This window comes from Acidimicrobiales bacterium, assembly GCA_016794585.1.
GTDB lineage: Bacteria > Actinomycetota > Acidimicrobiia > Acidimicrobiales > DATDAH01 > JAEUJM01.
On record JAEUJM010000032.1, the window covers coordinates 50,695 to 77,187 of the forward strand.

The window sequence follows — 26,493 nt, forward strand, 5'->3', positions numbered from 1 at the left end:
GCGGCGAGCCTCACGGGAGTAGGGCGCGGACGGCCTGGATGGTGTCGGCGTCGGCGGGGGACTTGTCCTCGCGGTAGGCGCGGACCCGGGCGAAGCGCAGGGCCACGCCGCCGGGGTAGCGGGTGGAGCGCTGCACGCCGTCGAGGGCGATCTCGACCACGAGCTCGGGGCGCACCCACACGGTCCCCTGGGTGCGGCGGGCCTCGATGGCCTGGAGGGCCTCGGTCTGCCAGGTGAGGAGGGCGTCGGTGAGGCCCTTGAAGGTCTTGCCCACCATGACGAAGGCGCCGGCCTCCCCGTAGGTGCCGTCGGGGTCGAGGGCCCCGAGGTGCAGGTTGGAGAGCCAGCCCTGGCGCCGGCCGTGGCCCCACTCGGCGGCGAGCACGACCAGGTCGAGGGTGCGGACGGGCTTCACCTTGCGCCAGGCCTTCCCTCGCCGTCCCGCCTCGTAGGGCGAGCCGACGGCCTTCACCATGACGCCCTCGTGGCCGGTGGCGAGGGCCTCGGCGAGGAAGGCGGCGCCGATCTCGGGGTCGTCGGTGGTGACCTGGGGGATGGCGGCGGCGCCCGTCACCCGCTCGAGCTCGGCCCGGCGCTCGGCGAGCGGTGCGTCGAGCAGGTCGACGCCGTCGACGTGGAGGATGTCGAAGAACCGGGCCCCGAGGCCGGCGCCGGCGTCGCCCGTCCGCGTCCCGAAGCGCGACATCGTCTCCTGGAAGGCGTGGGGTCGGGGGGTCCCGCCGGCGCCCTTCCCTTCGTCGCGGTCACCGTCGCCGTCGCTGTCGGGCTCGTGGTGGCCGATGGCTTCGCCGTCGAGGACGAGGTGGGTGGCCGGGAAGGAGCGCACCAGGGCGACGATCCCGGGGAGGCGCTCGGTGACCTCGTTGAGGTTGCGGGTCCAGAGGCGCACCTCGTTGCCGTCGCGGTGGGCCTGGATGCGGGCGCCGTCGAGCTTCCACTCCACCGACGCCATCCCGATCTCGGCCAGCGCGGTGGCCACGTCGGCTGCGGTGGCGGCCAGCATCGGTGACACCGGACGGCCGACGGTCAGGCCCACCTCCGCCAGCGCCTCGGCGCCTCCGTTGCGGGCCAGGGCAGCGACGGTGGGCAGGTCGCCGGCCAGCATGGCGGCGCGGCGGACCCCGGCGAGGGGCAGGTCGTTGGCCCGGGCGACGGCGTCGGTGACGAGACCCTCGAGCGCACCGTGGCGCAGCTCGCCCACGAACAGCCGCCACAGCAGGTCGGCCTCGGGTGGGGTGGCCCGGCGCAGGAGCCCGGCCAGCTCGGTGCGGCGGGCCGTGTTCGAGCCCGCGCCGGCGCCGACGAGCCCGGCCAGGCGCTCGAAGGTGGCGTCGACCTCGCCGATGGTCAGGGAGGGCTCGCCGGCAGGCTCGGCCCCGAGATCGCGCTCGGCGTCGGTCACCGTCGCCCACCCCACGCCGATGCGTCCCTGGCGGGCGCCGCCGGACAGCCAGGCGACGGTCGGGACGAGTTCGTCGTCCTCGAGTCGCCGGAGCAGGTCGGCGAGGGCGGTCAGCTTCTCCGTGCGCGACCGGGTGGCGCCCACCGCCGCCGACGCCACCTCCGCGAACCTGGTCATCCCGACGCTCCTCCTTGCCTCGCCACGTCCTCCCGCCCATCCCCGACGTTCTGGTGCTTCGTCGGCAACACCAGTGTGACCAGCGACGTACCGGACCGGCGGGTTGGGGCCGATCGGCCCTTCTGCGCCGTCAGGTCGCGGCGGTAACCTGCCGCGGCACCGAGGGCGGAAGGGAGGACACGTGGAACGCATCGCCGCCGCCGACGCGTCGTTCCTGTACCTCGAGTCCGACGTGGTCCACACGCACGTGAGCGGCCTCCTCCTGCTCGACCCGTCGACCGCCGAGCGCTCGGTCACCTTCCGCCTGCTCCGCGCCCACGTGAACAGCCGCCTCGACCAGATCCCCGTGCTGCGCCGACGCCTGGTCGAGGTGCCCTTCGCCATCGACCATCCCGAGTGGGTGGAGGACCCCGACTTCGATCTCGACCGCCACTTCCGCCGCCACCGCCTGGCCAAGCCGGGCAGCCAGGACCAACTCGAGGAGTACCTCGGCGAGTTCGCCTCCGTGCCCCTCGACCGGTCCCGGCCGTTGTGGGACTTCGTGGTGATCGAGGGCCTGGCCGACGGCCACATCGCCATCGCCACAAAGATGCACCACTGCCTCGTGGACGGCATCTCGGGGGTCGAGATCATGGCCCACCTGCTCGACCTGTCCCCGCGACAGAAGGTGCGCCGCCGCCGGGACACCTGGGAGCCGGCGGCCCTGCCGGTGCCCACGGAGGTGGCCGCCGACGCGCTGTGGCACCGTCTCGCCACGCCGATGCGGCCGGTGCGGGCGGCGGCGGGCATGGCCACCTCGATGGCGCAGGCCGCCGGCACCCTCGCGGGCCGGTGGTTGCGGGGCGCCCGGGGCCTCACCCACCCGGGCGGCGCCCCCCGCACCCGCCTCAACGGCTCGATCACGGCCAATCGGTCGGTGGCCTTCACCACCGTCCCCCTCGACGACCTCAAGCGGGTGCGCAGCGCCCTCGGGACGACCGTCAACGACGTGGTGCTGGCCGTGTGCACCGCCGGACTGCGCCGCTACCTGTCCGACCACGACACGTTGCCCGACCGTGCCCTCGTGGCGTCGGTACCGGTGTCGGTCCACCACGACGGCGGCACCCGTGAGGGCTCGACCAACCAGGTCTCCAACATGTTCGTGCCGCTGCCCGTCCACCTCGCCGACCCTGGCGAGCAGCTGGCCACCATCCACGCCGGCACCGAGGGGGCGAAGGAGGTGCAGAGCGCCATCGGCGCCAACATGATCGGCGACGTCGTCGAGCTGATGCCGCCGCCCCTGTTCAGCTGGGCGGCCCGGCAGTGGTCTCGGGCGGGCATGGCCGAGCGGATGGCGCCGGTGCACAACGTGATCGTGTCCAATGTGCCCGGTCCACCCGTGGCCCTGTACTTCGCCGGCGCCGAGGTGGTCGGCGTCTATCCCTTCGGGCCCCTCATGGAGGGCACCGGGCTGAACATCACCGTGCTGTCGGGCAACGGCCGCCTGCACATCGGCCTGCTGGCCTGCCCCGAGCTGGTGCCCCATCTCGACGAGCTGCTCGACGCCATGCTCGACGGCCTGGCGGCGCTCACGTCGCTCGCCGATGGGGCCGGCGAGGTCGCCGCCGGCGGCTGAGGGCCCGCCTCTCCTGGACCTCCAAGTCGTTGGCTCAGGAGACGGGCTGGGCGGTGAGGCCGCGGGAGCGGAGGGACTCGTCCACGAAGCGCCACACCTTGTCCGACCACAGGTACCCCATGTGGCTGCCGGGGAACCAGCAGAGGTCGGGCTGGTCCCAGTGGGCCCACAGGCGGCGAGCCTGGTCGGCGGTGGCGAGGCGGTCACCCATGCCCGCGAAGATCGCCCGGGCGTCACGGGGCGCCGCCGGCGCCATGCACAGCGGGGAGACCACTCGGTGCACGTCCTGCGCGGTGCCGTCGAGGATGTGGTGCTCGATGGCCCGCAGGTGCAGGTGGTGGGGCGAGTGGTGGCGGATGAGGTCGGGGAAGTCGGCCATGGGGATGCCGGCGAGGCAGAGGTCGAGGTCCGCCTCGAGGGCGGTGACCAGCGCGGTGAGCATCCCGCCGAGGGACACGCCGAACACGCCGACGCCGGTCGGTTCCTGGGCCCGCACCCAGGTGAGCAGGCGGCGTATGTCCCACACGGCCTGCGTGAAGCCGTGGACGCTGTTCATGAGATCGAAGTTGAGGAAGGCCTCGCCGCTGACCCGGCTCGGTCGCCGGGCGCCGTGGACGGGCAGGACGATGGCGGCGACGTTCACCCCGAGCGCACGGTGGAGGTGGGCGGCCCGGAAGCTGATGAGGTCCATGAACACCGAGCCCGTGCCGAAGCCGTGGATGCACACGACCCACGGCCGAGGCGTGGCGCGGTCCGGGTGGCGCAGCAGCCAGGCCGACGCCGTGCGGTTGGCTTCGAAGTCCTGCCAGCGGTCGGCGCCCGGGACGTCCTCGGGAGGCCGGTACCCGCTGGGCCACCAGAGGCGCTCGTAGCCGGTGCCGAGGGCCCACCCCTTGGTGAGGGCGGGCTCGTCGAGGGGCGGCGGCGTCTGGTGGTAGGACGCGGGGTCGTCGAGCCAGCCGTTGGCCTCGAACACCGCATGGGCCTCGGCCAACTCGGCGCCGACCCGCAGATAGTCGTCGCGGCGGGGGAAGCGGTTGGGGCCGACCGCCATGGCCATGATCGATTCGTCGAGGGCGACGTGGCCGAGCAGGCCCGGGGTGATGCGGGTGTCGGGCCGGCCGGGCAGCACCTCGTCGGCCCGGGAGCGGACCTCGTCGACCACCCATCGGGCGGTGCGCGGCGCGGCGACGCCGAGGCGGGCCAGCGGCTGGCGGGCGAGCTGCTTCTCGACGCTGTGCCAGGTGGTGGTCGACCAGTCGGCGACCTCACCCGGCCACGTCGACACGCCGAGCGGGTCCCACCAGGGCCGGCGCCCGGGCCGGTCGGCCGCCTCGAGGCCGGCGCCCGGCCCCACGGCGTCGGGCCCGTCCGGAGCGTCCAGCACCGATGCCGCCGTCATGGCGTCAGCCTTGCCGCCCGACCCCGCCGGCGCAAGGGTCCGCACGGGTCGGAGGCCCCCGCCTGGCTCGGCGCTCAGGTGGCGTGCCTCACTCGCAGCCGGTCTTGCGGTCCTGGCCGGGACCGCCGAGGCAACGGTCGGTGCCGGGACCGCCCTCGAGGCGGTCCGCGCCCGGCCCACCGATCAGGGTGTCCCCACCCTCGCCACCGATGAGGCGGTCCCCGCCGTCTCGCCCGTTGATCGTGTCCGCCCCCTTCAGGCCACAGACGATGTCGCCGCCGCCGCCGGCGTCGATGGTGTCCGGGCCCGATGTCCCGAGGATCACGTCGCCCGCTGCGGTCGGGGTCTGACCCAGGCTGCGAAAGATCGTGACGATGCGGCCGCCGCACGCCGGGATCGGTCGCACGGTCGCAGTGGGCCGCCACTCGGGGGAGTACTCCCAACCGGCATTGCGGTGGACCTGGGTTTCCTGCGAGCCGTTGGCGTTTATCCGGTAGAGGTCCCCGCCGCCCGTGCGACTGCTCTCGAACACGATCTGGCTGCCGTCAGGGGAGAAGCTCGCCTCGGTGTCGGTCGAGGAGGAATCGGTGAGCCGGCGCTGGTTCGACCCGTTGACGTTCATGGCCCACACCGCGAACTGGGCGCCCCGACGGCTGCCGAAGGCGATCGTGGTGCCGTCGGGGGACCACGTGGGCAGATAGTCGGTGCCGGAGTAGGTCGTGAGGCGGCGCTGGTCGGAGCCGTCGGCGTCCATGACCCAGATGTCGCCGGAGGGGTCGAGCGCCGTGCTCACGTAGGCGATCTTGGCGCCGTTCGGTGACCAGGCGGCGTGGTACTCGTTGCTCGAATTGAAGGTGAGCGCCGTTTCGGACGAGCCGTCGGCGTTCATGACCCAGATGTCGGCATCGCTGCCGCCACGGCTGCTGGTGAAGGCGATCTTGGCGCCGTTGGGCGACCAGTCGGGGCTGCCGTCGGTGGCCGGGTCGTTCGTAAGTCGCGTCGGGGAGGAGCCGTTGGCGTTGACGGACCAGATGTCCAGGTTGCCGGCGGACCGGGAGCTGGCGAAGGCGATCTTGGCGCCGTTGGGAGACCAGGTGGGGTTGATGTCGACCGCGGTGTTGGCGGTGAGCTGGACTTGACCCGTCCCGTCGGCCGCCATGGTGAAGATCTCCGCGTCCCCGTCGCGCTCGGAGACCAAGACGAAGTCGTCTCCCGCCGCCGCCACGCCGGTGGCGACGAGGAAGGTGCCGGCGGCGACCGTCGCGGCGGCCATGAGTCGTCGTGCTCGCATCTCCGGCATGGCCGCTCCCTCCACCTGACGTCCCGATCCCCGCTCGACCGCCTCGTGGGTCGCTGACGGTACGTGAAGGTAGCGGGGCGGATCAGACGATGTAGCCGAGGCCCTTCTGGCAGTGGGGGCCGCCCCAGTGCTCGACCACCTTGCCGTCGCGGATGCGCAGGACGGCGGTGCCGTTGATCTCGACGCGATCGCCCGACGGGGGGACGTCGTAGAAGGGGGCGCCGGTGTGGGTGCCCTTCACCGTCCAGTTCGACACGACGAGGTCGTCCTTCTCGATCAGCAGGTTCACGTCGAAGGTGAAGTCGGGCATGGCCTGGCGCACCTGGTCCCACCAGACCACCTCGTGGCTGCGGACGTCGTCGTTGGCGATGTCGGGGTTGACCCGGTCGGTGACGTGGCTGCGGAACTCGGGCGCCCAGAACTCGTAGACCGCCTCCGCGTCACCGCGGAACATCGCGTCGCTGTACTCGCCCAGCATCTTCAGGTTCTCCGACATGGCTGCATTCTTGCGCTGTCACCGCCGGTGGGGAGGAGCCGCCAAGAATTCTTCGTCCGTCTGCATCCAGGAGAGGAGGTCGAACCGATTTACCACTAACCAACCACCCCCCCGTCCAGGAGGACTTCCCCATGAACTTCAAGCGCATCAGCGCCGGCGTCGCCGCCGCAGTGGCGACCGTCTCCCTCGCCGCGACGAGCTTCGCCGGCCCCGCCGTCGCCGCCTCGGCCCAGTCCGAGGGCCTCCCCGGCACGATCACCGACATCGTCGCCGCGAGCGGCGAGGGCTTCGACACCAACGGCCGCGACTACGACGTCCTGTTGGCTGCGGTGACCGCCGCCGGCCTGGGCGAGACCCTCGCCACCCCCGGCCTCGACGTGACCGTCTGGGCCCCCAAGGACCGGGCCTTCGTCCGCACGGCCCAGGACCTCGGCTTCACCGGGGCCGACTCCGACGAGGCCGGCGCGTGGGCCTTCCTGGTCGATGCGCTCACGACGATCGGCGGCGGCGACCCGATCCCGACCCTCACCACGATCCTGCAGTACCACGTGACCCCGGACGCCCGTGGCCCGGGCCGGGTGCTGGCCGCGACCCGCTTCCCGACCCTCGCCGGGATCGGCATCCGCCACGTCCCCGGCACCCTCGCCCTGATCGACAAGGACCCGCAGATCGCCAACCCCCGCCTGGTGCCCAGCGCCCTGAACATCAAGGCCAGCAACGGCAAGATCCACACCATCAGCCGGGTGCTCCTGCCCGTCAACCTGTAGATCCGATCCCCCGGACCGGAGCGGGGCACGGCCTTCGGGCCGTGCCCCGCTTCGCGTTCTCCGGGCCCAACGGTGTGTTGGCCGCCGGCACGGCAGGAACGCACGGGGAGATCAGTTGCCGGTGCATCCGCGGTCGCCCATCGGACCGAACTCATTAGCGTGCTGGTGATGACCGAAGCTCGAGAGTCGGCGCTCGCCGACGAGGAGGCCGAGGCCCTGTCGACCCTTCCTTTGCGCTTCGCCGCCGGCGACGCGGGCGCCCTCGAGGAGGTGTACGCCGAGCACGGCACCCTGGTCCACTCGTTCTGCCGACGCTCGCTCGATCCCGCCCGCGCCGCCGACGCCACCCAGGACGTGTTCCTCGCCGCGTGGCGTTCACGCGAGCGCTACCGCCCAGAGGCGGGAACGCTCGCCGGCTGGCTGCTCGGCATCGCCCGCTTCAAGGTGATCGACATCCTCCGAGTGGACGGGCGCCAGCCCGCGCTGGTCGCCGACCCGCAGAACGGCGGCGACCAGGTCTTCGACCGCACCGTCGACGAGGCGGCGGTCACCAACGTCGCCGAGCGCATGCTCGTGGCGGAAGCGCTCGACGGGCTCTCCGACCGGGCCCGCGAGATCGTGCGCCTCTCGTTCTTCGAGGACCTCACCCACGCGCAGATCGCCGAGCGCACCGACGTGCCCCTCGGCACCGTGAAGAGCGACATCCGCCGGGGGCTGGAGCAGATGCGCCGCCACCTCGGAGGTCTCGACGATGTCGGGTGACCGCGACGGGCTCGGCGTGAGCCTGACCGACGTCGAACGGCTGCACGCCATCGCCGCCCGGCTCGACGACGAGGACTTCGCCCGGGTGGACCCGCCCGCCGACCTCTGGCGGCGCATCTCCGCCCGCCTCGACGACGAGGTGTCGGCCGGCGGGAGCGCAGGCCCCGGGAACGGGGCGCCCGCGGCCGACCCGACAGCGACCGCCTCGGCCTCGGACGACACCGCCCGCCTGCGGACGCTCGTGGTCCAGGTCGACGACGAGGACCACGCCAGGGTCGATCCTCCCGCCGACCTGTGGGGCCGCATCGCCGCATCCGTCGAGGCCGACCCGGTCCCGGCCGCCGTCACCGTCGCCGTGGCGCCGACATCCTCCCCGCCGCCCGTCTCCGCGCCGGTCGTCCCCCTCGACGCCCACCGCCGCCGGCGCCACCGCCGGGTCCTCGCCGCCGTGGCCGCCGTTGTCGTGGTGGTGGCTGTGACCGGGGCGGTCCTCCTCCAGGGCGGCTCGTCCACCGACGACGAGCCGCAGCTGGTGGCCAGCACCGAGCTCGAGCCCCTCGAGCCCGTCGGCGGCGCCACCGCCGAGGTGCGCCTGGTCCGCCAGGACGACCACCTCCAGCTCGAGCTCGACGCCCGTGACATGGCGGCCGCCCCCGACGGCCAGCACTACGAGCTGTGGCTGCTCGATCCCGACTCCGAGTCGGCCGAGCCCGTGTCGCTCGGCGCCATGACCGGCAGCACCAGCGTGCCCGTGCCCGCCGGCGTCGACCCCGACCACTACGCCGTGGTCGACGTCTCCCTCCAGGAGCAGGGTCAGACCGAGCACTCCGGCCACAGCCTCCTCCGCGGCACCCTCGCCTGACGCCTGGCGATCCGCCAGGCCACCGAGGGCAGACATCCCGGCGGGCCACAGCCTCCTCCGCGGCACCCTCGCCTGAGGATCCGGGCCTCGCCGTCCCGGGACCTCCGCCCCTACCGAGGGGGTGCGGGCCGGCGCACGCTCGGGGTGCAGGACCGGACGAGCAGAGGAGGTCGGTGATGTCCGACGAGATCAGGGTGGAGAGCGATGACCCCCGCGAGGAGGCCATCAAGCGCTTGAAGGCCCGCCGGGAGTTCCTGACCCACGTCGTCACCTACGTCGTGGTCAACGCGTTCCTGATCGGGGTCTGGTTCGTCACCGGTGCCGGCTACTTCTGGCCGGTCTGGGTGCTGGGCGGCTGGGGGATCGGCCTCGTGCTGCACGCCTGGACCACCTTCGCCCAGAAGCCCATCACCGAGGCCGAGATCGAGCGCGAGATGCACCGCCACGGTCCGCCGGCGGCGCCGGCCTGAGTCGAAGCCGCGACGTCATCATCGAAGGCCCTGACGACCGGCGCCGCCGTAGGCTGGGCGGGTTCCGGGCGGGTGTCCCGGTGAGGAGGACGCACGCCCCATGGACATGGTGATCGGCCTGGTGATCGCCGGCGCGGTGGGCTGGTTCGTGCGGGTCGACGCCAAGCGCTTCGAGGCCGATGGGCGCAAGGTCGGCCCCTTCGGGCCCGACGGATGGTTCTTCGGCGTCTTCCTGCTGATGATCGTGTTCCTGCCCTGGTACCTGATCCAGCGATCCCGGGCCTCCACCCAGCCCCTCGGCCAGCCCGGCCCGATGTGGATGCCCGACCCCAACGACGAGAGCCGCTACCGCTGGTGGGACGGTGAACGCTGGACGTCGGACACCGCCCCCCGCCACGCCCCGTCGTCCGACGAGCCGAGCGCCGACACCGGCGCCTGAGCGCCGGCACGCCCCCAGCGGGGGCGCGCTCGCCGGCCCTAGCCTCGGCGGGATGGTGACGCTCGACCAGGTGGACGACTGGGCCCGGGCCCTCCCGGAGGTCACCGAGGGCCGCCGCTATGGCAACCGCACGTGGGAGGTGGCGGGAAAGGTGTTCGCCTGGGAGCGGGCCTTCTCGAAGGCCGACCTCCGCCGCTTCGGCGACGAGCCCGTGCCCGAGGGACCGATCCTCGCGCTGGCCACCGCCGATCTCGAGGAGAAGGAGATCCTCCTCGGCGCCGATCTTCGGGGCTTCTTCACCATCCCTCACTTCGACGGGTACGCAGCGGTGCTCGTGCAGCTGCGGGTGGCGGGTGCCCGCGCCGTGCGAGAGGTGCTGGCCGACGCCTGGTCGGCCAAGGCCCCCGCCCGCCTCCTGGACACCTGAGCCCTCCGGGCTCGTCGCCTACGGTTCGGTCCATGAGCTTCGACGATGGCAGGCCCTCCGACGCGGTGCCCGTCGCCGCCGCCGACGTCGTGATCACCTTCGCCCCCGAGCGCGACGGCGACCCGGACCCCGGCGAGGTGGTCTGGACCTGGATCCCCTACGAGGACGACCCCAACCAGGGCAAGGACCGCCCGGCCGTGGTCGTCGGCGTCACCGGGCCCGACCTCGTGGTGGTGCCCCTCTCGAGCCAGGACCACGACGGCCGGTGGGACGAGGAGGAGTGGGTCGAGCTCGGTCGCGGCGAATGGGACCGCGACGGCCGGGTCAGCTTCGCCAACGTCGACCGCCTCCTCCGGGTGGCGCCCGCCGTGGTCCGCCGCGAGGGGGCGCTGCTCGACCGCGGTGCCTTCGACCGGGTGGTCGCCGGCGTGCGGGGCCGCCACCCCGACGTCCGCTGAACGGCGTGCCCGATCGGCCAATGGCCGTCCACTAGCGTGCCCCGGCGGTACGCGGCCTGTCGGAAGCGGTGGGCCCGACGGCGGGAGTGGTCCGGAGTCGTGACGTGAGCCTGTACGAGATCTTCACTCTGGTGCTGCCGCTGGTGCTTCCCGTCGTGGTCGGGTGGGCCCTCGTACAGGGCCGCCTCGCCAAGCCGGCCGACGCCAAGGTCCTCACCACGGTCTTCCTGTGGGTGTGTGCCCCAGCCGAGCTCATCCACACCCTGGCCGCGGAGGACCTCTCCGAGCTGTTCGACCCGCGGCTCGTTCTCGCCACGGTCATCGGATTCGCCGTCGTCTACCTGGCCGTGTTCGTCGTCTACGCCACGGTGCTGCACCGCGACCGACCCGTCGCCGCCTACGCAGCGTTCTCGGCCAGCGGCATCAACGCCCTGGCCATCGGCCTGCCCGTGATGCTGGGCCTGTTCGGCTCGGTGGGCGCGGTGCCGTCGGTGGTGGCCACCGTGGTGTTCCTGTGCGCAGTGGTCCCGGTCACGCTGGCGCTCGCCGCCACGCCGAGCGGTGACGACGGGGTCCCGGCGAGCCGGGGGGCGGCGTTCGGCGCAGCCATCGTCGCCACCATCAAGAACCCCATCGTGGCCGCCACCGTGGTCGGCTTGGTGCTGGCCGCCCTCGACGTGAACCTGCCGACCGTGGTCAACCGCTCGCTCGCCGGCCTCGGCGCCGCCACCGTCGTGACCGCCCTGGTGGCGCTCGGCATGACCGTGGACCTCGACGACCTGCGCCACGCCAGCGCCGACGTCGTGTGGCTCTCGGTCGTGCGCATGCTCGTGGCGCCGGCGTTCGCCCTGGGCCTGGCTCTCGTCCTCGGCATGGACGACGTGTTCTCGGCCGCCTTCGTGATCATCTTCGCCCAACCCACGGCCAAGACCGTGTTCGTCCTCTCCGAGGACTCCGGCATCTTCACCAAGCCCGTCTCGGCCATCGTCACCCTCACGACGGTCTCGACCCTGGTGCTGCTGCCCGTGTGGATCCTGATCTGCGACCGGGTCTGGCCGTCGGCCTTCACCGGCTGACCGTTCCACTGGTGGCTCGGCGGCGACGGTCGCCTAGACTGGCCGCTCCCTGCGCTCGTAGCTCAATTGGATAGAGCATCTGACTACGGATCAGAAGGTTGGGGGTTCGAGTCCCTCCGAGCGCGCTGGAGTCCCAGGTCACGGTCCTGTGGACTGATCTCTCCGGGGCTTCTTCCTCGACTTGGCAATCCCTTGGCAATCCGACGGGCCTACGTGTCCGAGGAGGATTGCCATGCGAGGCCACATCCAGCAGCGAGGGAAGACGAGTTGGCGGGTCAAGGTCTTCATCGGCCGTGATGCCTCGGGTGTCCGGCGCTACGTCGAGCGCACGGTTCGGGGGACACGCCGGGAGGCGGAGCGGGAGCTGAGCCGCTTGCTCGTGGAGGTCGACGAGGGCCGCCACGCCGCAGCGGCACCGATCACTTTCGGCGAGCTGCTCGACCGCTGGCTCGACGTGAAGCGCCGGCTGGTCGAGCCCAAGACGATCGAGTCCTACGAGTGGGTGGCGCGGAAGTATGTCCGTCCGGCGCTGGGTGAGCGCAAGGTGGCGTCGCTGCGCCCGATCGACCTCGACGAGCTCTACAGCGAGCTGCACGGCCGAGGCCTGTCGGCTCGGACGGTGAGGATCTGCCACACGGTGATCCGCCAGGCGCTCGAGCAGGCACGACGCTGGGGGTTGATCGCCCGGAACCCAGCCGTCGATGCGACGCCTCCGACGCAGCGCCGGAGAGAGATCGTGCCGCCTACGGTCGAGCAGGTCCAGACGCTCCTGGAGGCGGCGGAAGCCGAGGATCAGGACTTCGCGGCGTACCTGTGGGTGCTGGCCGCGACGGGGTGCCGACGAGGCGAGGCATGCGCCCTGCGGTGGACCGATGTCGATCTCGAGCGTGCGGAGGTGGCGATCCGCCGGTCGATCTCCCAGGTGAAGGGCGAGCTGCGGGAGAAGGACACCAAGACCCACCAGTCCCGCCGGGTAGCGATCGACGAGCAGACCGTCGCCGTCCTCCGAGCGGTTCGCCTGCGAGCGAGGGGGCGGTTCCTGGCGCTCGGTGAGCGCTTGGCGGACGACGCGGTGCTGTTCAGCGACGCCGAGGGTCGCCCGTGGCGCCCGGACGTCTGCACCAATCGCTTCGCCCGCCTGCGGGCGGGGGTGGGGCTGGAGAAGGTGCGCCTACACGACCTGCGCCACTTCGTGGCGACGGTCCTGGGTGGTGCCGGGGTCCCGATCGCGACGATAAGCGGGCGCCTGGGCCACAGCGAGAACGCCACGACCCTGAACCTGTACACCCACGTGATGCCAGCCACTGATCAGGCAGCAGCGGTGTACCTCGGCAGCATCCTCAGCGAAATCCGTCGCACCACTGGCACCAGCGGTCCGCCACGCTGAGCGAACGCCTAAGCAAGAGGTCCGGCGCGCACACATTGACAGGTTCCCCTACGGGAAACCTGCCGCCTCCCGCGCGACCTCCCGGACGCCGCCGAGCGTGGTGGACGAGACGGACTGACGATCGCCCGCGCATTCCTGGCCGTCCACGAGGCCTACGAGGGCATGAGCACCAACCAACCCCTGACCCTCACTGTCGAACAAGCCGCCGAGGTCCTCGGCGTCGGCCGCTCAACCGCCTACGAGCTCGTCCGCAGCGGCGACCTCAAGTGCATCCGTCTCCGCCGCCGCATCGTCGTCCCGGTCGCCCACCTCGCCGATTCCCTCGGTGTCGACCGATCTGCAGTGTGGACGGCGCTGAGCGAGGGGACGGACGTGCTGGCGAGTCCGGCATGTGACACGCCGTCCGAGACGGCCCCGCCCCGCCGGAAGCCGAGGTTCGCGGTCGAGACTCCGACGCTGTTCGGATGACACTCGATCCGGCGACTCGGTCCTCGCACCTTCAGCGAGAGGTCGGTCAGGCCCCCACGCAGATACAAGCGTGCCACAAGGACAATCCACTGCGCGCGATCGGCACCGCTATCCGGGTCTCGTCAGGTGTCTGCCGACCCGGAGAGGTGCTGCCGGGCAGCGGTCCAGGCTCGCTCGAACTCATCGGAGCTGACCTGTTGACCGGGGTAGTCAGGACCCCACTCGTGGAGACTTCCCTCGGCGAGTCCACCAAACCTCTGCTCGTACGCGATCGTCGCTGGAGTCGCTGCCTGTCGGACCCAGCCCTGAGCCTCCCACCACTCGGCCGCGCTCGCCGCTGCTATTGGCGTCTGGTCCGGTCCGGCCAACTCGACCTGACGGAGCACGTTCCCCTCAACGTTCATCTCGAATAGGAAGACCATTGGTGCGCCCTCGACGTCGCCCTCCTCCCAGACCGCGCGGTCCCATCGAACAGGACGAAGGTCGAGTTCCACTCGGTCAGCCATCGCCCGAGATTGCCGGATCGCGAGCAAGTCTGCATGCCGCCTGTCGCTCCGGTCGGGGAAGACCGCACCCCAGTTTCACCGGTGGCGACGGTCGTCGGGTGGCACCCGGACCCCGCCACACCCGACATCTCGCCGCGGCTGCCGATGCGATAAGCGCTCTCGGGACGGTCGCCGCATGTGCGATCGCCATCTCGGAGCGGGTCGGCCCTTCGGATCGGGCACGCTGTAGGGGTGGGTCGCTACGAACTATGGGTCAGCCAGGAGGGTGACGGGTGGCGGGCCATGTGGCAGCGTGACTGACGACGAGGCCTTGGCTGGCATCGAGGAGGTCGTCCGCAGGTCCGCCGCGCTCTACGAGCGACTTGGGCCGCTCGTGTGGAGTGAGGATGCTGACCCGGAAAAGGTCGCACAGCTGCGGAGCGAGATCGAAGGTGCGGCGGCCGACTGGTACGTCGTGCACGAGGGTGCTCCAAGGGTGTGGGACTTGACGAGGCGAGGCGAGTGGCCGGCGATGTTGGCGACGCTCAGCTCGGAAGACCGAGCCAGGCTCGAGGCCTTCCTCGGTGGCCTACGAGAAGGGTCCTCGTAGACTGGCCGCCATGCCGATGACCGTCGATCTGCCGCCCGATGTGGTGCGCCGGCTCGAAGCCGAGGCCGCGCGGCGTGGCGTCGTGGTGGACCAGGTCATCGCTGAGCTGGCCGCAGGGCTGCCGGAGGATGGAGCGGACGCACCGACGCGGTCTCAGCGATTGAGCTTCATCGGGATCGGTGCCTCCGGTGACACCCGGCCGTTCGACAGTCGTCGCGAGCGGGACGAGCTCGCCAGCCGCAAGCTCGCCGACGGCATCTGATCGACGCGGCCCATGCTGCTGGTCGACACGAACATCCTCGTCGCCGCAGCAGACATCTCGACTCCCGAGCACGCTGCGTGCGCCGCGGTGCTCGACGAGCACGCTGACCTCCTCGTGCCGACGCCGGTGGCCGTCGAGACCGCGTGGATGATCGAGTCCCGCCTTGGTGCCGAGGCGGAAGCAACGTTCGTCGATGCGATCGCGACCGGTGAGATCGAGGTCGTCGACCTCACCGCGGACGACTGGGCCCGCTGCCGGGACCTGATCGTCCAGTACGCCGACCTACGCCTGGGGCTGGTCGACGCGTCGGTCGTGGCCGTGGCCGAGCGTCTGAAGGTCACGACGGTCGCCACGCTCAATCGCCGGGACTTTGCCGTCGTGCGCCCAGCGCACTGCGACGCCCTCACACTGGTCCCGTGACCTGACGCCTCCAAGAGTCGGCAATCCCTGTGGCAATCCACGCGGCGTCACGGACCCGGATTCCGTAGCACCCGCCGGACCCGAACCCCCGCCAGACCGGGTAGAACGGGACTCACAACAGCAGACGGACCCGTCGGGACCGCCTACGGATCAGAAGGTTGGGGGTTCGAGTCCCTCCGAGCGCGCTGCATACTTCCAGGTCAGAGCTACATTTGCCCGGGCAGCACCACGGATCGCCCTCGCCGTGAGAACCAAATGAGAACCGGGGGCCGCACAAACCGGTTCTCACGGAGGTTCTCATGCCCAAGCTCCAGGGCGTCTACCGGGCCGACAACGGCTCGTGGTACTTCAAGGCCACCCTCGGTCGCGACCCGCTGAGCGGCAAGCGGCTCCAGGTCACCAAGCGGGGATTCCCCACCGCCACCGACGCATCCCGCGCCCGCCGCGATCTGCTCGAGCAAGCCGACGACCGTGGCCTGCCGACGGTGGAGGGGTCGATGACCGTGGACGAGTTGCTCGACCTGTACCTCGATGGGATCGATGCCGACGGCCGCCTCTCGCCCAAGACCCGCTACGACTACCGCCGCAACGCGGACGCGTACGTGCGGCCGTGGCTCGGCCGGCACCGGGTCCGCGCGCTGACTCCGGAGGTGGTTCTCGCGTGGCAGCGCCAGTTGAGCGCAGGGACTGGCACCAAGCGCGGCAAGCCGCTTGCCCCGAACACGGTCCGTCTGGCGAGGGCCTCACTGGCCGGCGCGGTCGGTCTGGCGGTGAAGCTCGGGCTGCTGCGTACGAACCCGCTGACCTCGGTGCCTCGCCCCAAGGCTCGGCGGTCGACCCCGTGGCACTGGTCCCCCGAGCAGGCCCGAGCATTCTTGGCGTCCCAGGCCGGCGACCGGCTGTATCCGCTGTGGGCGTTCCTGCTCTGCTCCGGGCTCCGTATCGGTGAGCTGGTCTGGCTGCGTTGGCCCAACGTCGACCTCGATCGCCGCCGGGTCCGCATCGTCGAGTTCGCCACCTCACTGGGCTGGGACCTCGTCGCCTCCGACGGCAAGAGCGTCACCTCGAGACGCATCATCGACCTCGACGACAGCCTGGTCCAGGTCCTGCGCGCGCAGGCGCACCAGCAGCGCTTCGAGGCCCGAGCGCCGGGCTACGAGGCCACCGAGTACGTGTTCACCAAGCCCGCCGGTGGCTCGTACCACCCCCAGCACCTGTCCAAGACCCTCGCCGACCTGTCAGTGGCCGCTGGGCTCCCTCGCCTCACCGCCCACGGGCTGCGCCACACCAGCGCCACCCTCATGCTCGACCAGGGCGTCGCCCCCAAGGTGGCCGCCGAGCGCCTCGGTCACGCTGATCCGACCTTGTTCGTGAACCTCTACAGCCACGTCACCCCGACGATGCAGCGAGACGCCGCCGACGCCATCGGCGCCGCCCTCTTCGGCGACGAGGACGCCGCGGCGGGATAGGCGCCGCTCGGCACCTCGTGGAGCTCAGTCGGTCGCTCTGCGCCGCAGGTCGTTGCGTGCTCCGCTGGCCGGAACATGGGAACGCTGCAGCCACGTCTCGATCTCGTCAGGGTCGAAGCGCAGCAGGTGGCCCCATTTGAAGAACGGGATGCGCCGTTCCTGAACGAGGCGGCGGACGTGGCGCACCGAGACGCCGAGAAGGTCGGCGACCTCAGCGATCGACATCAGCGGGCGCTGGCCCCCTGATGCGGTGGGGTTGTCTGCGTCGTTCACGGTGCACCTCCATGACCGGCTGTTGTCCATGTAGGCCGTTGAGGACACGAAAACTGCGCGGCCTGGCACCGGGTCGGCAGGTGCATTCCAATACCGGAGCGAGCGGGATGGTCGGGGGCGGTCCACCGCGTGGAGGATCAGGTCAGGCTTCGTCGGGCCTGCCGCTCAGGAAGTCGTTCCTGGCGCCAGTCCGGAGATTGATGATCGGTTCACAAGCGAAAGCCCGGAGCGCTGGTGGTGCCCAGCCGATGGAGAACCCGCTACGCGGTTACACCGACCACTGCCAGCCGTATGAGGCGGCCCGAGCCGGTCGTCGCGTGCCGGCCCACGATGATCTGCCTGATCCGGGTCCGCCGGTGGCGAGTCGGTACGGTCTTGGCGTGGCTGTTGTGCCGGTGGAGCGGGGAGACGTCGTGTGGGTTTGCCTGGTCGGTGCGCTCGGCGTGGAGAAGAAGGGCCATGACCCCAACGACCCGCTCAGCGAGCGGCCATGCCTGGTGGTCCAGAACAACGGGGGCAACGCGGGCAGCCCGCTGACGATCGTCGCACCGATCACCGACGCCGGCGCCTACAAGGGCTACCCGGCCCAGGTCCAGGTTCCCGCCAGTGAGCTCGGCCCGGGCGGCAAGGACTCCGTCGTCGAGTGCGGACACATCCGCTCGATCGATCGGGATCACCGCATCAACGCCGCGCGCGGTGTGGTGGCGCACCTTCCGGCCTCCAGGATGGAATCGGTGGACAAGGCCCTGGAGGCGAGCCTCGGGCTCTAGTGGGAGGTTGCCGACGAGGCGACGCAGCTTCGCGCCGCGAATCCGGGCCGGCGCGTCGCAGGGGTAGGCGCCCAGCCCGACCGGTCGCTGCGGTCTCCCCGGTCGCGGCTCGCCGGCTAGCTGAGCAACTCGGACAGCTTTGAGCCGACCGTAACCGCCGCCCCGACCGTCGGGACGATCTCTTGGATCCTGCTCCAGAGCGGGCGGAGCACAGAGCGCCGCTTGGGGCCCACCGCCTCGGCGACTAACGCCTCGGTCAGCTCTGCTGCCTCGGCATCGCCGGCACTTTCGACCACGGCGATCAGGCGCTCAAGATCCTCGCGGAGGCCGGAATCGGAGACCGAGTTGAAGGAACTCGTGATAGCCGAACGGTTGACAACCGTCGACCCCTCGCCCGCCTGGATCCGGTCTCCCGACATGTCCACGGCCATCCCCTCGGTCGAGGCTAGCTGGATCTGCGATGCGACCACGGAGTGGAAGTGCACGTTGACCGCCGACTGCTGCGCAGGCCCGATCTGGCTCCGGCCCGCGACGTCCCCGAGCAAGCCGAAGGCGACCGCCTCCGCGCCGCGACGGAGCATGAACGCGATGGCGTACTGCAAGTCCGTCTGCGCGTAGACGAGCCACGAGCTCAGCCCACCGAGCGATTCGAGAGCCTTCGCCCGGGCTCCGGCGAGTACCCCCGGATCCACTCCATCGTTCGGGTAGGCAGTCGGGATTGTGAGTGTGACGCAGCCCACGTACGACATCCACATCATGAGTGCGAACAGGTTCGACTGCGCTGCTTCGTTGCCTGACTCGGCCCTCGGCGCGACGAGGCCGTACCTCTCGATGTACCTGTCGATGTCGAACGGAAAGATGCGGCGAGAGACGTGCGAGACCACTTCCCCCCGGTCCGGGTACTCGAAGAGGATCCGGCGCACTAGATGGTCGTAGTACGAGAATAGGTGGTAGTAGACGAAGTCGAACGCGTGACTGCCCGGGAGCTCATCGAAGGCCGGGTCGACCAGGTGGAAGTCGATCGGCCTGCTCAACTTCTCGGCTGCTAGCTCGTCCGTCTGCAGCGTGGAGCCACTCCAGTCGAGCAGCTCGACCCTTGGTGCCGCCATCATCTCGTCGAAGCTCATCGCGAGGATCTCTGGTGCCGGCGTGCCAGGTGCGGGCGGGACCGCTCTGTCGTGCTCGGACACCGCCTCGCGGTGCCACTCGTAGGCCGCGTCCACCGCCGCTTCGGCGGCTTCATCCGGCCCGAGATCGTCCATCGCGCGACCCTAGAGCCGCCCACGGCCATAGGCCGCGGCCACGGGGCAGCTTGCGCGCACAGGCGTGGCGAAGCGCCAGTGCGGAGGACCGGCCTGCCAGTGTGCACCTTTCCTGCTCGGCGCCCAGGCGACGCGGAGGCACAAGGCCCGGCACCTACCGGCCGAGCGAGTGATCGGGCGGAGGCGTCGGACGTCTCTGGATCTGGTCGAGTCGCTTGTGGATGCGTTCGACCTGCTCCTCAATGGTCGGCTCGTGACGCTCGCCTGCCCCTCCGGGTACCTCGCAGCCGGCGGCTCGGTGCAAGCGGTCTTGGACGGCGAGCGCCGACTCGCCGTTGGCCGCCCGGGCGGTGATTCGGGCAAATAGGTCGGCGGGGTCCTCGATGCCAGTGGGATCGACGAGGAGGGCGTCGTTGGCGTGGCGGCCGCGGGTCATGGCGACGTAGGCGTGGTTGCGGCTGGTTGTGACGTCGAGGACGGCGATGCCAACGTCGACCGTGTCGCCCTGGCTGCCGTATCCGGTGACGGCCCACCCCAGCTCGACGTGGGCGGCGACGTACGAAGGTGGGAGATCGACGGTGCCCCGACGGGGATCCGTGACAGTCAATCGGCCGTCCGGACCCACCGCCGTGACCGTCCAGATCTGCCGGTTGCGGACCTTGGCCCCGCTTCCGCAGCGCAGGTTGGCGTCATTGCGGCGGGTGGCGACCTGGTCACCCACGTGCGCTCGGGTGCCGTCATGCAGGTCCGCCCCGGGGCCTCTGCTCTTGCGAAGCCACTGGATCTCGCGGTTGATGGCCCGCGCCGTCTCGGCGTTGCCGACAGTGATCGCCACCGATCGCCCGTCGCCTTCGGCGCGCTGATGGACTCGGGCGACTTGGCTGGCGACGAGGGCCGGGTGGGTCGTGTGAACACGATCGTGAGCGGCGTAGGCGTCGACGGCGTCGGGATCACCGGAGCGGAGACCGAGGCTGGCGGCTGCTTCCCATGGCTCGGTGAATCGTCGGGGCTCGTCGAGGGTGTGGGTCGGAAGGGTGTCGCACCAGCGGGCGAACACTCCGCCCCGCGCGACCGATGGGAGCTGGGCGGGGTCGCCGATGGCGACGAGCCGCCAGCGATGCTCACGCACGAGGCTGACGAGCTGTGCGAGATCGGCGGTGCCGGTCATGCCGGCCTCGTCGAGGACCACCGTCGTCCCGGCGCGCCACGGTGATGGCTTGTCGCGGTGGCGGGTGAGGAACCCGGCGACGGTGTTGGTCACGCAGTCGGCCTCGCGGGCGAGAACATCGGCTGCCTTGCCCGACGGAGCCAAGCCGACCACCGGGCGACCACGGGCGCTCATTGAGGCGACCGCCTGGGCGGTGGCGGTGGTCTTGCCCGCTCCCGCCGGGCCGACGACCAGCACCAGACAATCGTCTCCAGCCATTGCCGCAGCCGCCGGGATCTGTCGGTCGCCCGACGTGGCTGTCTGCCCGATGCTCGCAGTAGCCCACGACTGAAGGTCCTTCTCTTCGTGGAGCACCGACGGGGTGGTCAAGCGTCGGTCGGTGATGTGCTCGGTGACCGGTCGGCCGTCCGTTCGCCGTGGGGCGGCGGTGTCAGGTTCAGGTCCGAGGGCGACACAACGAGCCTCGGCCAGGCTGGCGAGCCGGTCGATGTCGACCACGACCTCCTCGGCGGTCGGGCCGGCGTCGACGACGGTGGCGAGGTGACGGGCAAGGTCGGCTCGGAGCCATGAGGAGGACTCCTCCGCAATGCGCAACAGCGCCTCGTCGACCAGTTCCTCGTCGGTGATCGAGCCCATCGGAGGCCGTCGGCCTGCGATCCGCTCCGGCACCAGGGCGCTTGGGTCGAAGCCGGCGGCCCGGGCTTCGGCCGCCCATTCTGCGTGGAGCTCGCGGGCATCGGCGGGGTGGGTCTTGTCGGGCCGGGACTGCTCTGCGGCGTCACGCTCGAGCCGCGCGATCGTGCGTGGCGATGGTGGGAGTCCGTCGTGGTCGTCGCTCCACCGACGGACCAACTGTGCGAGCCGGGCCTCCACCTGGCCGGTGCGCTTCGAGAAGCCCTCGCGCACCGCCTCGGGGACACATGCCAGGTCGAACACCCCCGCTCCAGGGTCGACCCAGGTGGCGCCGAGGCGACTGGTGAGCTCGGTCCGGAGCGCCGCGTCGTAGACGGCGCCGATGCTGCGCTGCTGGTACTTGAGGAAGCGGGCGTCGAGGGACAGCCACCGAACCGAAGGGTCTTGGACCTTGGCCGCGAGGATGGCGTGCGTGTGCAACTGAGGGTCCATCGCCCGGGACGTGTGCTGGCGGAACAGCGCCGCCGTGACCCCGAGCGTGTCGACCTGGAACACGCCGTCGCGGCCTCGACGGGTGACGGCGCCGTGCCGTTCGAACCACGCCAGCGCTGCGTCGACCGCTGCGTCGTGCGCGGCGAGCACCTCGGCCCGTACCCACGGATCCGGTGTCAGCGCCCAGAGAACCGAGACTGACTTCGGGGCCGAGAACGTGGCATCGAACCCCCGCGCTGACGAGTCGCCGAACCGCCGACCCAGCTGCCGCCCGGTTGAGGGATGAGATCCGTCGAGCACCGCCCGCAGCTGCTCACCCGTGACGGCGCCGTCCAGGTCGAGGCCGGCCTGCCCTCGACCCCACCAGCGCCCCGGCGGCTCATCCGGGTCGAGGTAGTAGTCGACGGGCCCTCGGCCGAGACCGGGACGCTCCCGGTCCTCAGCCAGCCCGGCGTAGTAGGCGAGCAGCCCGGGCAACTTGTCCGAGGTGGCCTTCAGTGTCGTGACACGCATCACGACGACCACCATTCAACCAGACTTCCCGGCCGACCTCCCGCCGGGTCTCCCGCGAGCGCCAATGCACTCGTCTGTCGCTCCATGCCTCTATAGGCCGTTGGGCGGGTCGAAACTCTGCACGGGCGGCCGCGCACACGAGACGGCCACCCGGACCGGGTCACGGAAGGGCCCTACAGTCGTGAGACTGCCGGACGAATGGGGTTGACGGTTGGAGCCGAGCGGCCGCCTGGAGCTGACGTGGACGAACAAGCACCTGCGGCTGATCTCAGACCCCGAGGGCGGCTACCGGTGGGTCGACCCCGCTGACCCCAGGGTCAACGAGGTGCGCTTGCTCCACGACGTCGACACCGTCGGTGCCATCTCGCCCGGGGACAGCAACTTGCTGATCGAAGGCGACGCTCTTCACGCCCTCACTGCGATGAACCGCATCCCGGAGCTCGCACGGCGCTACGCCGGGCAGGTCCGCCTCGTCTACATCGACCCACCCTTCAACACGGGGCAGGCCTTCGCCCACTACGACGACAATCTCGAGCACTCGGTCTGGCTTTCGATGTTGCGGGACCGCCTGGTGCAGCTCAAGCCGCTCCTTGCTCCGAACGGCAGCATCTGGGTCCACCTCGACGACGCCGAGGTCCACCGCTGCCGGGTGGTCATGGACGAGGTGCTCGGAGCAGCGAACTTCGTTGCCGAGGTGGTGTGGCAGAAGGCCGACTCACCACGCTCCGATGCCATGGGCCTGTCCATCTCGCATGACTCGCTGCTCGTGTATCGCAGGTCACCGGCATGGATGCCCGACCGACTGCCGCGGTTGAAGTCGACCGACGACACCTTCGGCAACCAAGATGGGGATCCGGTCCGCTGGCGCAAGAAAGACCCCACGGCTCCCAGCGCCGCGTCCCATCAAGGCATGGTGTACGCGGTCCAGCACCCGATCGGCGGCCATCTCGTTTACCCGGGAGTCGGTCGCTGCTGGGCGATGGAGCAGTCCTCGATGCTCACCGAGCTCTCGCGGTACGCGCGCTATGAGCCCCGCGACATCGGCGATGAGGAGGCTCGCGCCCGCATCTGCGGTGTCGAGCCAGAACTGGTGCGACCGGGTGTGAAGGCGTTGATGCTCGTCGACCCGCTCGACACGGCGTCCGCCCAGGCCCAAGCGGTGTACGACGCAGGCAACTGGCCGACGATCTACCTCACCGGGCCCGGCGGAAGCCGAGGGTTCCAGCGAAAGCAGCACATCTCGGACGCGGGCAGGGTCCCTGACACGTGGTGGTCGCACGAAGAGGTTGGGCACAACCGCGCGGCGAAGAACGAGATAAAGGCATTGTTCGCCGGGCAGCATCCTTTCGCCACCCCGAAACCTGAGCGGCTCCTTCAGCGGATTATCCATATCGCCAGCGAGCCAGGTGACATCGTGCTCGACTGCTTCGCTGGGTCCGGGACCACTGCGGCAGTGGCCCACAAGATGGGGCGGCGCTGGGTGACCGTCGAACGGGAGCAGTCCACGGTGGAGACCTTCACGAGGCCTCGTTTGACGAAGGTCGTGAATGGCGAGGATCCCGGCGGAGTCACCACTGTCACGAGACCTGCGGGCGACGACCCGCCGGCCGGGGTGAAGGCTGGCGAAGCCACGACGGCCGCGAAGGCGTTGAAGGCGATGTTCGACGACGGGCGGCTGGACGACACCGGGTTGGACGAGCCGACCATGAAGGCCGTGACGAAGGCCCTGCGGAGTGCTGACAAGACTGTGACCGAGACCCTGTGGTCCGGCGGCGGTGGGTTCCGGCATGTCCGGGTCGGGCCGTCGATGTTCGATCTCGATGCCGAGACCGGTGACGTGTTTCTGGCGGAGTGGGCGACGAACGGCGCGTTCTCGGAGGCGATAGCGGCACAGCTTGGGTTCGTGAAGGTCGACGAGCCTCCGTTCTGCGGGCGGAAGGGGAGAACGCGTCTCGCGGTGCTGGACGGTGTGGTCGGCGCCGCCGAGGTCGAGTTCTTGGTTGCCGCGCTCGAGGAGCGGGAGCGGGTGGTCGTGGTGGGCCAGGCGTTCACCGAGGACGCTGAGCCGACACTGCGCCGGCTGTCGCCCGGCTCGAGGATCAGGCACGCGCCACACGACCTTCTGCGCGGGGGAGGACGACGGTGATCGTCCCGTTCGATCCTGTTGCGGTCGAGGACGTTGCGGCGCGCCTCGATCTCCGCGACCCGAACCGGCGCGCGGTGATGGCGGTGGCCGACACCCTGGATTCTGCCGAGCCGGGCGCAGAGATCGTCTGTGATCTGGCCACCGCGACGGGCAAGACGTACATCGCCGCCGGGGTGATCGACTACCTCGCGGCGGCGGGAACCCGCAACGTGCTGATCGTGTGCCCGGGGACGACGATCCTCACGAAGACGGTCACCAACTTCACGCCGGGGAGCGCCAAGTTCGTGGCCGGCCTCGAAGTACGGCCGACGGTGATCACGGCGGAGGACTTCGCTCGGGGCTCGGTGAGCGAGTCCCTCCGCTCGAGCGAGGACTTCAAGCTGTTCGTGTTCAACGTGCAGCAGCTCCTGCGCCCGACGGCGAACACGTCACGGCGGGTCCGGGACTACGACGAGAACCTCGGCGCCAGCCTCTACGAGCACCTCCGCTCGGTGCCCGACCTGGTGGTGATCGCCGATGAGCACCACAGCTACTTCGGCCCGCAGTTCTCCCGTGCTGTCCGCGACCTGTCGCCCCAGGCGCTGATCGGTCTCACTGCCACGCCGGATCCGCGGACGGATCCGGATCACATCGTGTTCCACTACCCGCTGGCCGAGGCCATCGCCGATGGCTACGTGAAGGTGCCGGTCCTGGTGGCTCGGCGTGACGGGTCGGCCGACATCCGACGCCAGCTCGCCGATGGCGTGATCCTGCTGAAGCACAAGGCCGCTGCCCTCGCCGCCTACGCGGACCAGACGGGCGAGCCATCGGTGAACCCGGTGATGTTCCTGGTGTGCTCGACCATCGAGGAGGCAAACGAGGTCGCCGAGATCCTCGCCGGGCCGGACCTGCTGGGTGATCCCGCTCAGGTGCTCACCGTGACCAGCGACTCGCCCGATGCTGCGCTGGACGCCCTTGGCCGAGTCGAGGAGCCCGATTCGCCCGTGAGGGCGATCGTGTCGGTGCAGATGCTCAAGGAGGGCTGGGACGTCAAGAACATCTACGTCGTCTGCGCCCTTCGGGCCCTGGAGTCTGAGTCGTTGTCCGAGCAGGTCCTGGGTCGCGGGCTGCGCCTGCCGTTCGGACAGCGCACCGGGCGGCAGATGCTGGACACCGTCGAGGTGCTCTCGCACCGCAGGTTCCGTGACCTGCTGACCGATGCCGGCACGCTGTTGGAGGCGTTCTTCACCGAGCGCCATCCCACCCAGCTCGTTGCCCCCGACGACGGTTCGCTCGCGGGCGCTGGGGAGACAGCCGTACTCGAGGCAGCCGACGGCTCGGGCCGCCTCGACGTGCTCGTCGGGTCGACCGGCGTGTTCGGTGAGACAGGCGAAGTCGTGGACGGCGGACTGTTCGGTGCCGCGGTCGAGGACATCGAGCGCCGACTCGCCGAAACCGAGCAGCAGGCGCTCGCGCTGACAACGACGATGGACATCGTCGCAGGGGCGTCGCGGGTGAAGTTCCCCCGGCTGGTCCCTCGCCTGGTGCCCCAGCCGTTCTCGCTGTCGACCGTGCCGAACCAGGCCGCCGCCGACCTGGGTGCGCAGTTCGCCAGTGACACAGCGCCGACGCTCGACCGGCAGGCCCTCGGCGCCGACCGCATCGCCGATGAGACCGGTGAGGGGGTGCAGATCGCCGCCACTGTGGCCGAGGACCCCGTCGAAGCCTCTCAGCTCTCGCTGCCCGTTGACGCCCTGCGCGATCGCATCCGCAGTCAAGTGCTGCGCTCGCGCTACGTCACCAGCACCCGCCAGGAGTCCAACGCCATCACCCGACTCGTCGCCGCCTTCCTCACTGGTGCCGGCGTCACCGACGAGGAGTCGACCACCTGGACCGACGCCAAAGTGGCCAACGCCGTCTCGTCTTTCCTGTCGCTCGTCCGCCAGTTCCACTCCCAACGGGGAACCTCGCTGCAGACCGGTGTCGAACTGGTCGACCACCCGCCCACAGGGATCGTTGCGCCCGACGAGGTCTTCCCTCGCACCGCAGCTTGGGCACCGCGGCGCTGGTACAGCGGCTGGACCCGCTCGATCCTCCCATACGCCCGCTTCGACGCTCGCAGCACGGAGCTCGCCCTCGCCGAGCTGTTCGAGGCCTCCAACCCGGACGTCGCCTGGTGGCTGCGGGTCGAAACCCATCAGGACGTGTGGATCCCCTACGGCCACCGCCAACGCCACTACCCCGACTTCATCGTCGTGGCCGGCGACCGCGATCACTGGATGGTCGAGGGCAAGGCCGACGATCGCGCCAACGACCCCGACGTCCTTGAGAAGAAGAACGCCGGCTTCGAATGGGCCCGTTTCGCCAACGACAGCGGCGACGCCACCGCCACTTGGCACTACCTGTTCGCCACCGAGACCGCGATCAAGCAGGCCGGCGGCACCTGGTCGGGCCTGAAGAACTTCGCCGAGTGGGAGTGACA

26 protein-coding genes and 1 tRNA gene are annotated in these 26,493 nt (G+C 70.6%); 19 read left to right on the top strand and 8 right to left on the bottom strand.

Annotation, left to right across the window (positions count from 1 at the left end; genetic code table 11):
• Nucleotides 1–10: 10 nt before the first annotated feature.
• The gene (locus tag JNK12_16375) at nt 11–1,600 is read right to left on the bottom strand and encodes an ATP-dependent DNA ligase (GenBank protein ID MBL8777520.1); all 1,590 of its coding nucleotides are present in this window, start codon (nt 1,598–1,600) and stop codon (nt 11–13) included.
• A 181-nt stretch (nt 1,601–1,781) separates the two neighbouring features.
• On the opposite strand from JNK12_16375, the gene JNK12_16380 reads away from it, so the two are divergent.
• Entirely contained in the window at nt 1,782–3,215 is a 1,434-nt protein-coding gene (locus JNK12_16380; GenBank protein MBL8777521.1) for a wax ester/triacylglycerol synthase family O-acyltransferase, read from the top strand.
• A 34-nt stretch (nt 3,216–3,249) separates the two neighbouring features.
• On the opposite strand, the gene JNK12_16385 is transcribed toward JNK12_16380, so the two are convergent.
• From JNK12_16385 to JNK12_16395, 3 genes are all read right to left on the bottom strand, one after another.
• Nucleotides 3,250–4,617: an alpha/beta hydrolase family protein gene (locus JNK12_16385; GenBank protein MBL8777522.1), complete on the bottom strand. Its 1,368-nt coding sequence runs from the start codon at nt 4,615–4,617 to the stop codon at nt 3,250–3,252.
• Nucleotides 4,618–4,705: 88 nt separating this feature from the next.
• Nucleotides 4,706–5,917 carry a PD40 domain-containing protein gene (locus JNK12_16390; GenBank protein MBL8777523.1) on the bottom strand — a complete coding sequence of 404 codons (1,212 nt, stop codon included), beginning with the start codon at nt 5,915–5,917 and terminating at the stop codon, nt 4,706–4,708.
• An 82-nt stretch (nt 5,918–5,999) separates the two neighbouring features.
• Nucleotides 6,000–6,413, bottom strand: a complete 414-nt coding sequence (locus tag JNK12_16395) for an ester cyclase (protein ID MBL8777524.1) — start codon at nt 6,411–6,413, stop codon at nt 6,000–6,002.
• A 131-nt stretch (nt 6,414–6,544) separates the two neighbouring features.
• Here JNK12_16395 and JNK12_16400 point away from each other — a divergent pair, with 131 nt between their 5' ends.
• The 11 genes from JNK12_16400 to JNK12_16450 all read left to right on the top strand — a co-directional run bounded on the left by JNK12_16400 (nt 6,545) and on the right by JNK12_16450 (nt 13,529).
• Nucleotides 6,545–7,180: a fasciclin domain-containing protein gene (locus tag JNK12_16400; protein ID MBL8777525.1), complete on the top strand. Its 636-nt coding sequence runs from the start codon at nt 6,545–6,547 to the stop codon at nt 7,178–7,180.
• Between the two features lie 168 nt (nt 7,181–7,348).
• On the top strand, nt 7,349–7,942 hold the full coding sequence (locus tag JNK12_16405; GenBank protein ID MBL8777526.1) for an RNA polymerase sigma factor: 594 nt from the start codon (nt 7,349–7,351) through the stop codon (nt 7,940–7,942).
• Nucleotides 7,932–8,804 carry an anti-sigma factor gene (locus tag JNK12_16410; protein ID MBL8777527.1) on the top strand — a complete coding sequence of 291 codons (873 nt, stop codon included), beginning with the start codon at nt 7,932–7,934 and terminating at the stop codon, nt 8,802–8,804. Before JNK12_16405 ends, JNK12_16410 begins: the two co-directional genes overlap by 11 nt.
• Before the next feature lie 176 nt (nt 8,805–8,980).
• A complete protein-coding gene (locus JNK12_16415) occupies nt 8,981–9,274 on the top strand; it encodes a 2TM domain-containing protein (protein ID MBL8777528.1) in 294 nt (97 codons plus the stop codon).
• A gap of 100 nt (nt 9,275–9,374) precedes the next feature.
• A complete protein-coding gene (locus JNK12_16420; GenBank protein MBL8777529.1) occupies nt 9,375–9,713 on the top strand; it encodes a DUF2510 domain-containing protein in 339 nt (112 codons plus the stop codon).
• A gap of 52 nt (nt 9,714–9,765) precedes the next feature.
• On the top strand, nt 9,766–10,140 hold the full coding sequence (locus JNK12_16425) for a hypothetical protein (protein MBL8777530.1): 375 nt from the start codon (nt 9,766–9,768) through the stop codon (nt 10,138–10,140).
• Between the two features lie 32 nt (nt 10,141–10,172).
• Complete coding sequence (locus tag JNK12_16430; protein MBL8777531.1) at nt 10,173–10,598, top strand: type II toxin-antitoxin system PemK/MazF family toxin; 426 nt, start codon at nt 10,173–10,175, stop codon at nt 10,596–10,598.
• A 104-nt stretch (nt 10,599–10,702) separates the two neighbouring features.
• Nucleotides 10,703–11,674, top strand: coding sequence for an AEC family transporter (locus JNK12_16435; GenBank protein MBL8777532.1), 972 nt, complete (start codon nt 10,703–10,705; stop codon nt 11,672–11,674).
• Between the two features lie 51 nt (nt 11,675–11,725).
• Nucleotides 11,726–11,799: transfer RNA gene (locus JNK12_16440), tRNA-Arg, on the top strand.
• Nucleotides 11,800–11,906: 107 nt separating this feature from the next.
• Complete coding sequence (locus JNK12_16445; protein ID MBL8777533.1) at nt 11,907–13,061, top strand: tyrosine-type recombinase/integrase; 1,155 nt, start codon at nt 11,907–11,909, stop codon at nt 13,059–13,061.
• A gap of 162 nt (nt 13,062–13,223) precedes the next feature.
• Entirely contained in the window at nt 13,224–13,529 is a 306-nt protein-coding gene (locus JNK12_16450; GenBank protein ID MBL8777534.1) for a helix-turn-helix domain-containing protein, read from the top strand.
• A 122-nt stretch (nt 13,530–13,651) separates the two neighbouring features.
• On the opposite strand, the gene JNK12_16455 is transcribed toward JNK12_16450, so the two are convergent.
• Nucleotides 13,652–14,035, bottom strand: coding sequence for a hypothetical protein (locus tag JNK12_16455; GenBank protein ID MBL8777535.1), 384 nt, complete (start codon nt 14,033–14,035; stop codon nt 13,652–13,654).
• Between the two features lie 292 nt (nt 14,036–14,327).
• On the opposite strand from JNK12_16455, the gene JNK12_16460 reads away from it, so the two are divergent.
• The 4 genes from JNK12_16460 (at nt 14,328) to JNK12_16475 (ending at nt 16,775) form a co-directional block, all read left to right on the top strand.
• Nucleotides 14,328–14,624: a hypothetical protein gene (locus JNK12_16460; protein ID MBL8777536.1), complete on the top strand. Its 297-nt coding sequence runs from the start codon at nt 14,328–14,330 to the stop codon at nt 14,622–14,624.
• Nucleotides 14,625–14,634: 10 nt separating this feature from the next.
• Nucleotides 14,635–14,886: a hypothetical protein gene (locus tag JNK12_16465; protein MBL8777537.1), complete on the top strand. Its 252-nt coding sequence runs from the start codon at nt 14,635–14,637 to the stop codon at nt 14,884–14,886.
• 12 nt (nt 14,887–14,898) lie between these two features.
• Complete coding sequence (locus tag JNK12_16470; GenBank protein MBL8777538.1) at nt 14,899–15,306, top strand: PIN domain-containing protein; 408 nt, start codon at nt 14,899–14,901, stop codon at nt 15,304–15,306.
• 299 nt (nt 15,307–15,605) lie between these two features.
• Nucleotides 15,606–16,775 (top strand): site-specific integrase, encoded by a 1,170-nt coding sequence (locus tag JNK12_16475; GenBank protein ID MBL8777539.1) that lies wholly within the window; start codon nt 15,606–15,608, stop codon nt 16,773–16,775.
• Nucleotides 16,776–16,799: 24 nt separating this feature from the next.
• On the opposite strand, the gene JNK12_16480 is transcribed toward JNK12_16475, so the two are convergent.
• Nucleotides 16,800–17,048, bottom strand: a complete 249-nt coding sequence (locus tag JNK12_16480; protein ID MBL8777540.1) for a helix-turn-helix domain-containing protein — start codon at nt 17,046–17,048, stop codon at nt 16,800–16,802.
• Nucleotides 17,049–17,428: 380 nt separating this feature from the next.
• Here JNK12_16480 and JNK12_16485 point away from each other — a divergent pair, with 380 nt between their 5' ends.
• Nucleotides 17,429–17,818: a type II toxin-antitoxin system PemK/MazF family toxin gene (locus JNK12_16485; protein ID MBL8777541.1), complete on the top strand. Its 390-nt coding sequence runs from the start codon at nt 17,429–17,431 to the stop codon at nt 17,816–17,818.
• Nucleotides 17,819–17,934: 116 nt separating this feature from the next.
• Here JNK12_16485 and JNK12_16490 read toward each other — a convergent pair whose 3' ends face one another.
• A complete protein-coding gene (locus tag JNK12_16490) occupies nt 17,935–19,080 on the bottom strand; it encodes a hypothetical protein (GenBank protein MBL8777542.1) in 1,146 nt (381 codons plus the stop codon).
• Between the two features lie 154 nt (nt 19,081–19,234).
• A complete protein-coding gene (locus tag JNK12_16495) occupies nt 19,235–21,901 on the bottom strand; it encodes a relaxase domain-containing protein (GenBank protein MBL8777543.1) in 2,667 nt (888 codons plus the stop codon).
• Between the two features lie 196 nt (nt 21,902–22,097).
• Here JNK12_16495 and JNK12_16500 point away from each other — a divergent pair, with 196 nt between their 5' ends.
• Nucleotides 22,098–24,032: a site-specific DNA-methyltransferase gene (locus JNK12_16500; GenBank protein ID MBL8777544.1), complete on the top strand. Its 1,935-nt coding sequence runs from the start codon at nt 22,098–22,100 to the stop codon at nt 24,030–24,032.
• Nucleotides 24,029–26,491: a DEAD/DEAH box helicase family protein gene (locus tag JNK12_16505; protein MBL8777545.1), complete on the top strand. Its 2,463-nt coding sequence runs from the start codon at nt 24,029–24,031 to the stop codon at nt 26,489–26,491. Before JNK12_16500 ends, JNK12_16505 begins: the two co-directional genes overlap by 4 nt.
• Nucleotides 26,492–26,493: the final 2 nt, after the last annotated feature.

Excerpts from the sequence above, each read along its gene's own strand:
- JNK12_16375 (MBL8777520.1), bottom strand. The coding sequence starts at position 1,600 with ATGACCAGGTTCGCGGAGGTGGCGTCGGCGGCGGTGGGCGCCACCCGG.
- JNK12_16385 (MBL8777522.1), bottom strand. The coding sequence starts at position 4,617 with ATGACGGCGGCATCGGTGCTGGACGCTCCGGACGGGCCCGACGCCGTG.
- JNK12_16390 (MBL8777523.1), bottom strand. The coding sequence starts at position 5,917 with ATGCCGGAGATGCGAGCACGACGACTCATGGCCGCCGCGACGGTCGCC.
- JNK12_16395 (MBL8777524.1), bottom strand. The coding sequence starts at position 6,413 with ATGTCGGAGAACCTGAAGATGCTGGGCGAGTACAGCGACGCGATGTTC.
- JNK12_16400 (MBL8777525.1), top strand. The coding sequence starts at position 6,545 with ATGAACTTCAAGCGCATCAGCGCCGGCGTCGCCGCCGCAGTGGCGACC.
- JNK12_16405 (MBL8777526.1), top strand. The coding sequence starts at position 7,349 with ATGACCGAAGCTCGAGAGTCGGCGCTCGCCGACGAGGAGGCCGAGGCC.
- JNK12_16410 (MBL8777527.1), top strand. The coding sequence starts at position 7,932 with ATGTCGGGTGACCGCGACGGGCTCGGCGTGAGCCTGACCGACGTCGAA.
- JNK12_16415 (MBL8777528.1), top strand. The coding sequence starts at position 8,981 with ATGTCCGACGAGATCAGGGTGGAGAGCGATGACCCCCGCGAGGAGGCC.
- JNK12_16420 (MBL8777529.1), top strand. The coding sequence starts at position 9,375 with ATGGACATGGTGATCGGCCTGGTGATCGCCGGCGCGGTGGGCTGGTTC.
- JNK12_16425 (MBL8777530.1), top strand. The coding sequence starts at position 9,766 with ATGGTGACGCTCGACCAGGTGGACGACTGGGCCCGGGCCCTCCCGGAG.
- JNK12_16430 (MBL8777531.1), top strand. The coding sequence starts at position 10,173 with ATGAGCTTCGACGATGGCAGGCCCTCCGACGCGGTGCCCGTCGCCGCC.
- JNK12_16445 (MBL8777533.1), top strand. The coding sequence starts at position 11,907 with ATGCGAGGCCACATCCAGCAGCGAGGGAAGACGAGTTGGCGGGTCAAG.
- JNK12_16450 (MBL8777534.1), top strand. The coding sequence starts at position 13,224 with ATGAGCACCAACCAACCCCTGACCCTCACTGTCGAACAAGCCGCCGAG.
- JNK12_16455 (MBL8777535.1), bottom strand. The coding sequence starts at position 14,035 with ATGGCTGACCGAGTGGAACTCGACCTTCGTCCTGTTCGATGGGACCGC.
- JNK12_16465 (MBL8777537.1), top strand. The coding sequence starts at position 14,635 with ATGCCGATGACCGTCGATCTGCCGCCCGATGTGGTGCGCCGGCTCGAA.
- JNK12_16470 (MBL8777538.1), top strand. The coding sequence starts at position 14,899 with ATGCTGCTGGTCGACACGAACATCCTCGTCGCCGCAGCAGACATCTCG.
- JNK12_16475 (MBL8777539.1), top strand. The coding sequence starts at position 15,606 with ATGCCCAAGCTCCAGGGCGTCTACCGGGCCGACAACGGCTCGTGGTAC.
- JNK12_16490 (MBL8777542.1), bottom strand. The coding sequence starts at position 19,080 with ATGGACGATCTCGGGCCGGATGAAGCCGCCGAAGCGGCGGTGGACGCG.
- JNK12_16495 (MBL8777543.1), bottom strand. The coding sequence starts at position 21,901 with ATGGTGGTCGTCGTGATGCGTGTCACGACACTGAAGGCCACCTCGGAC.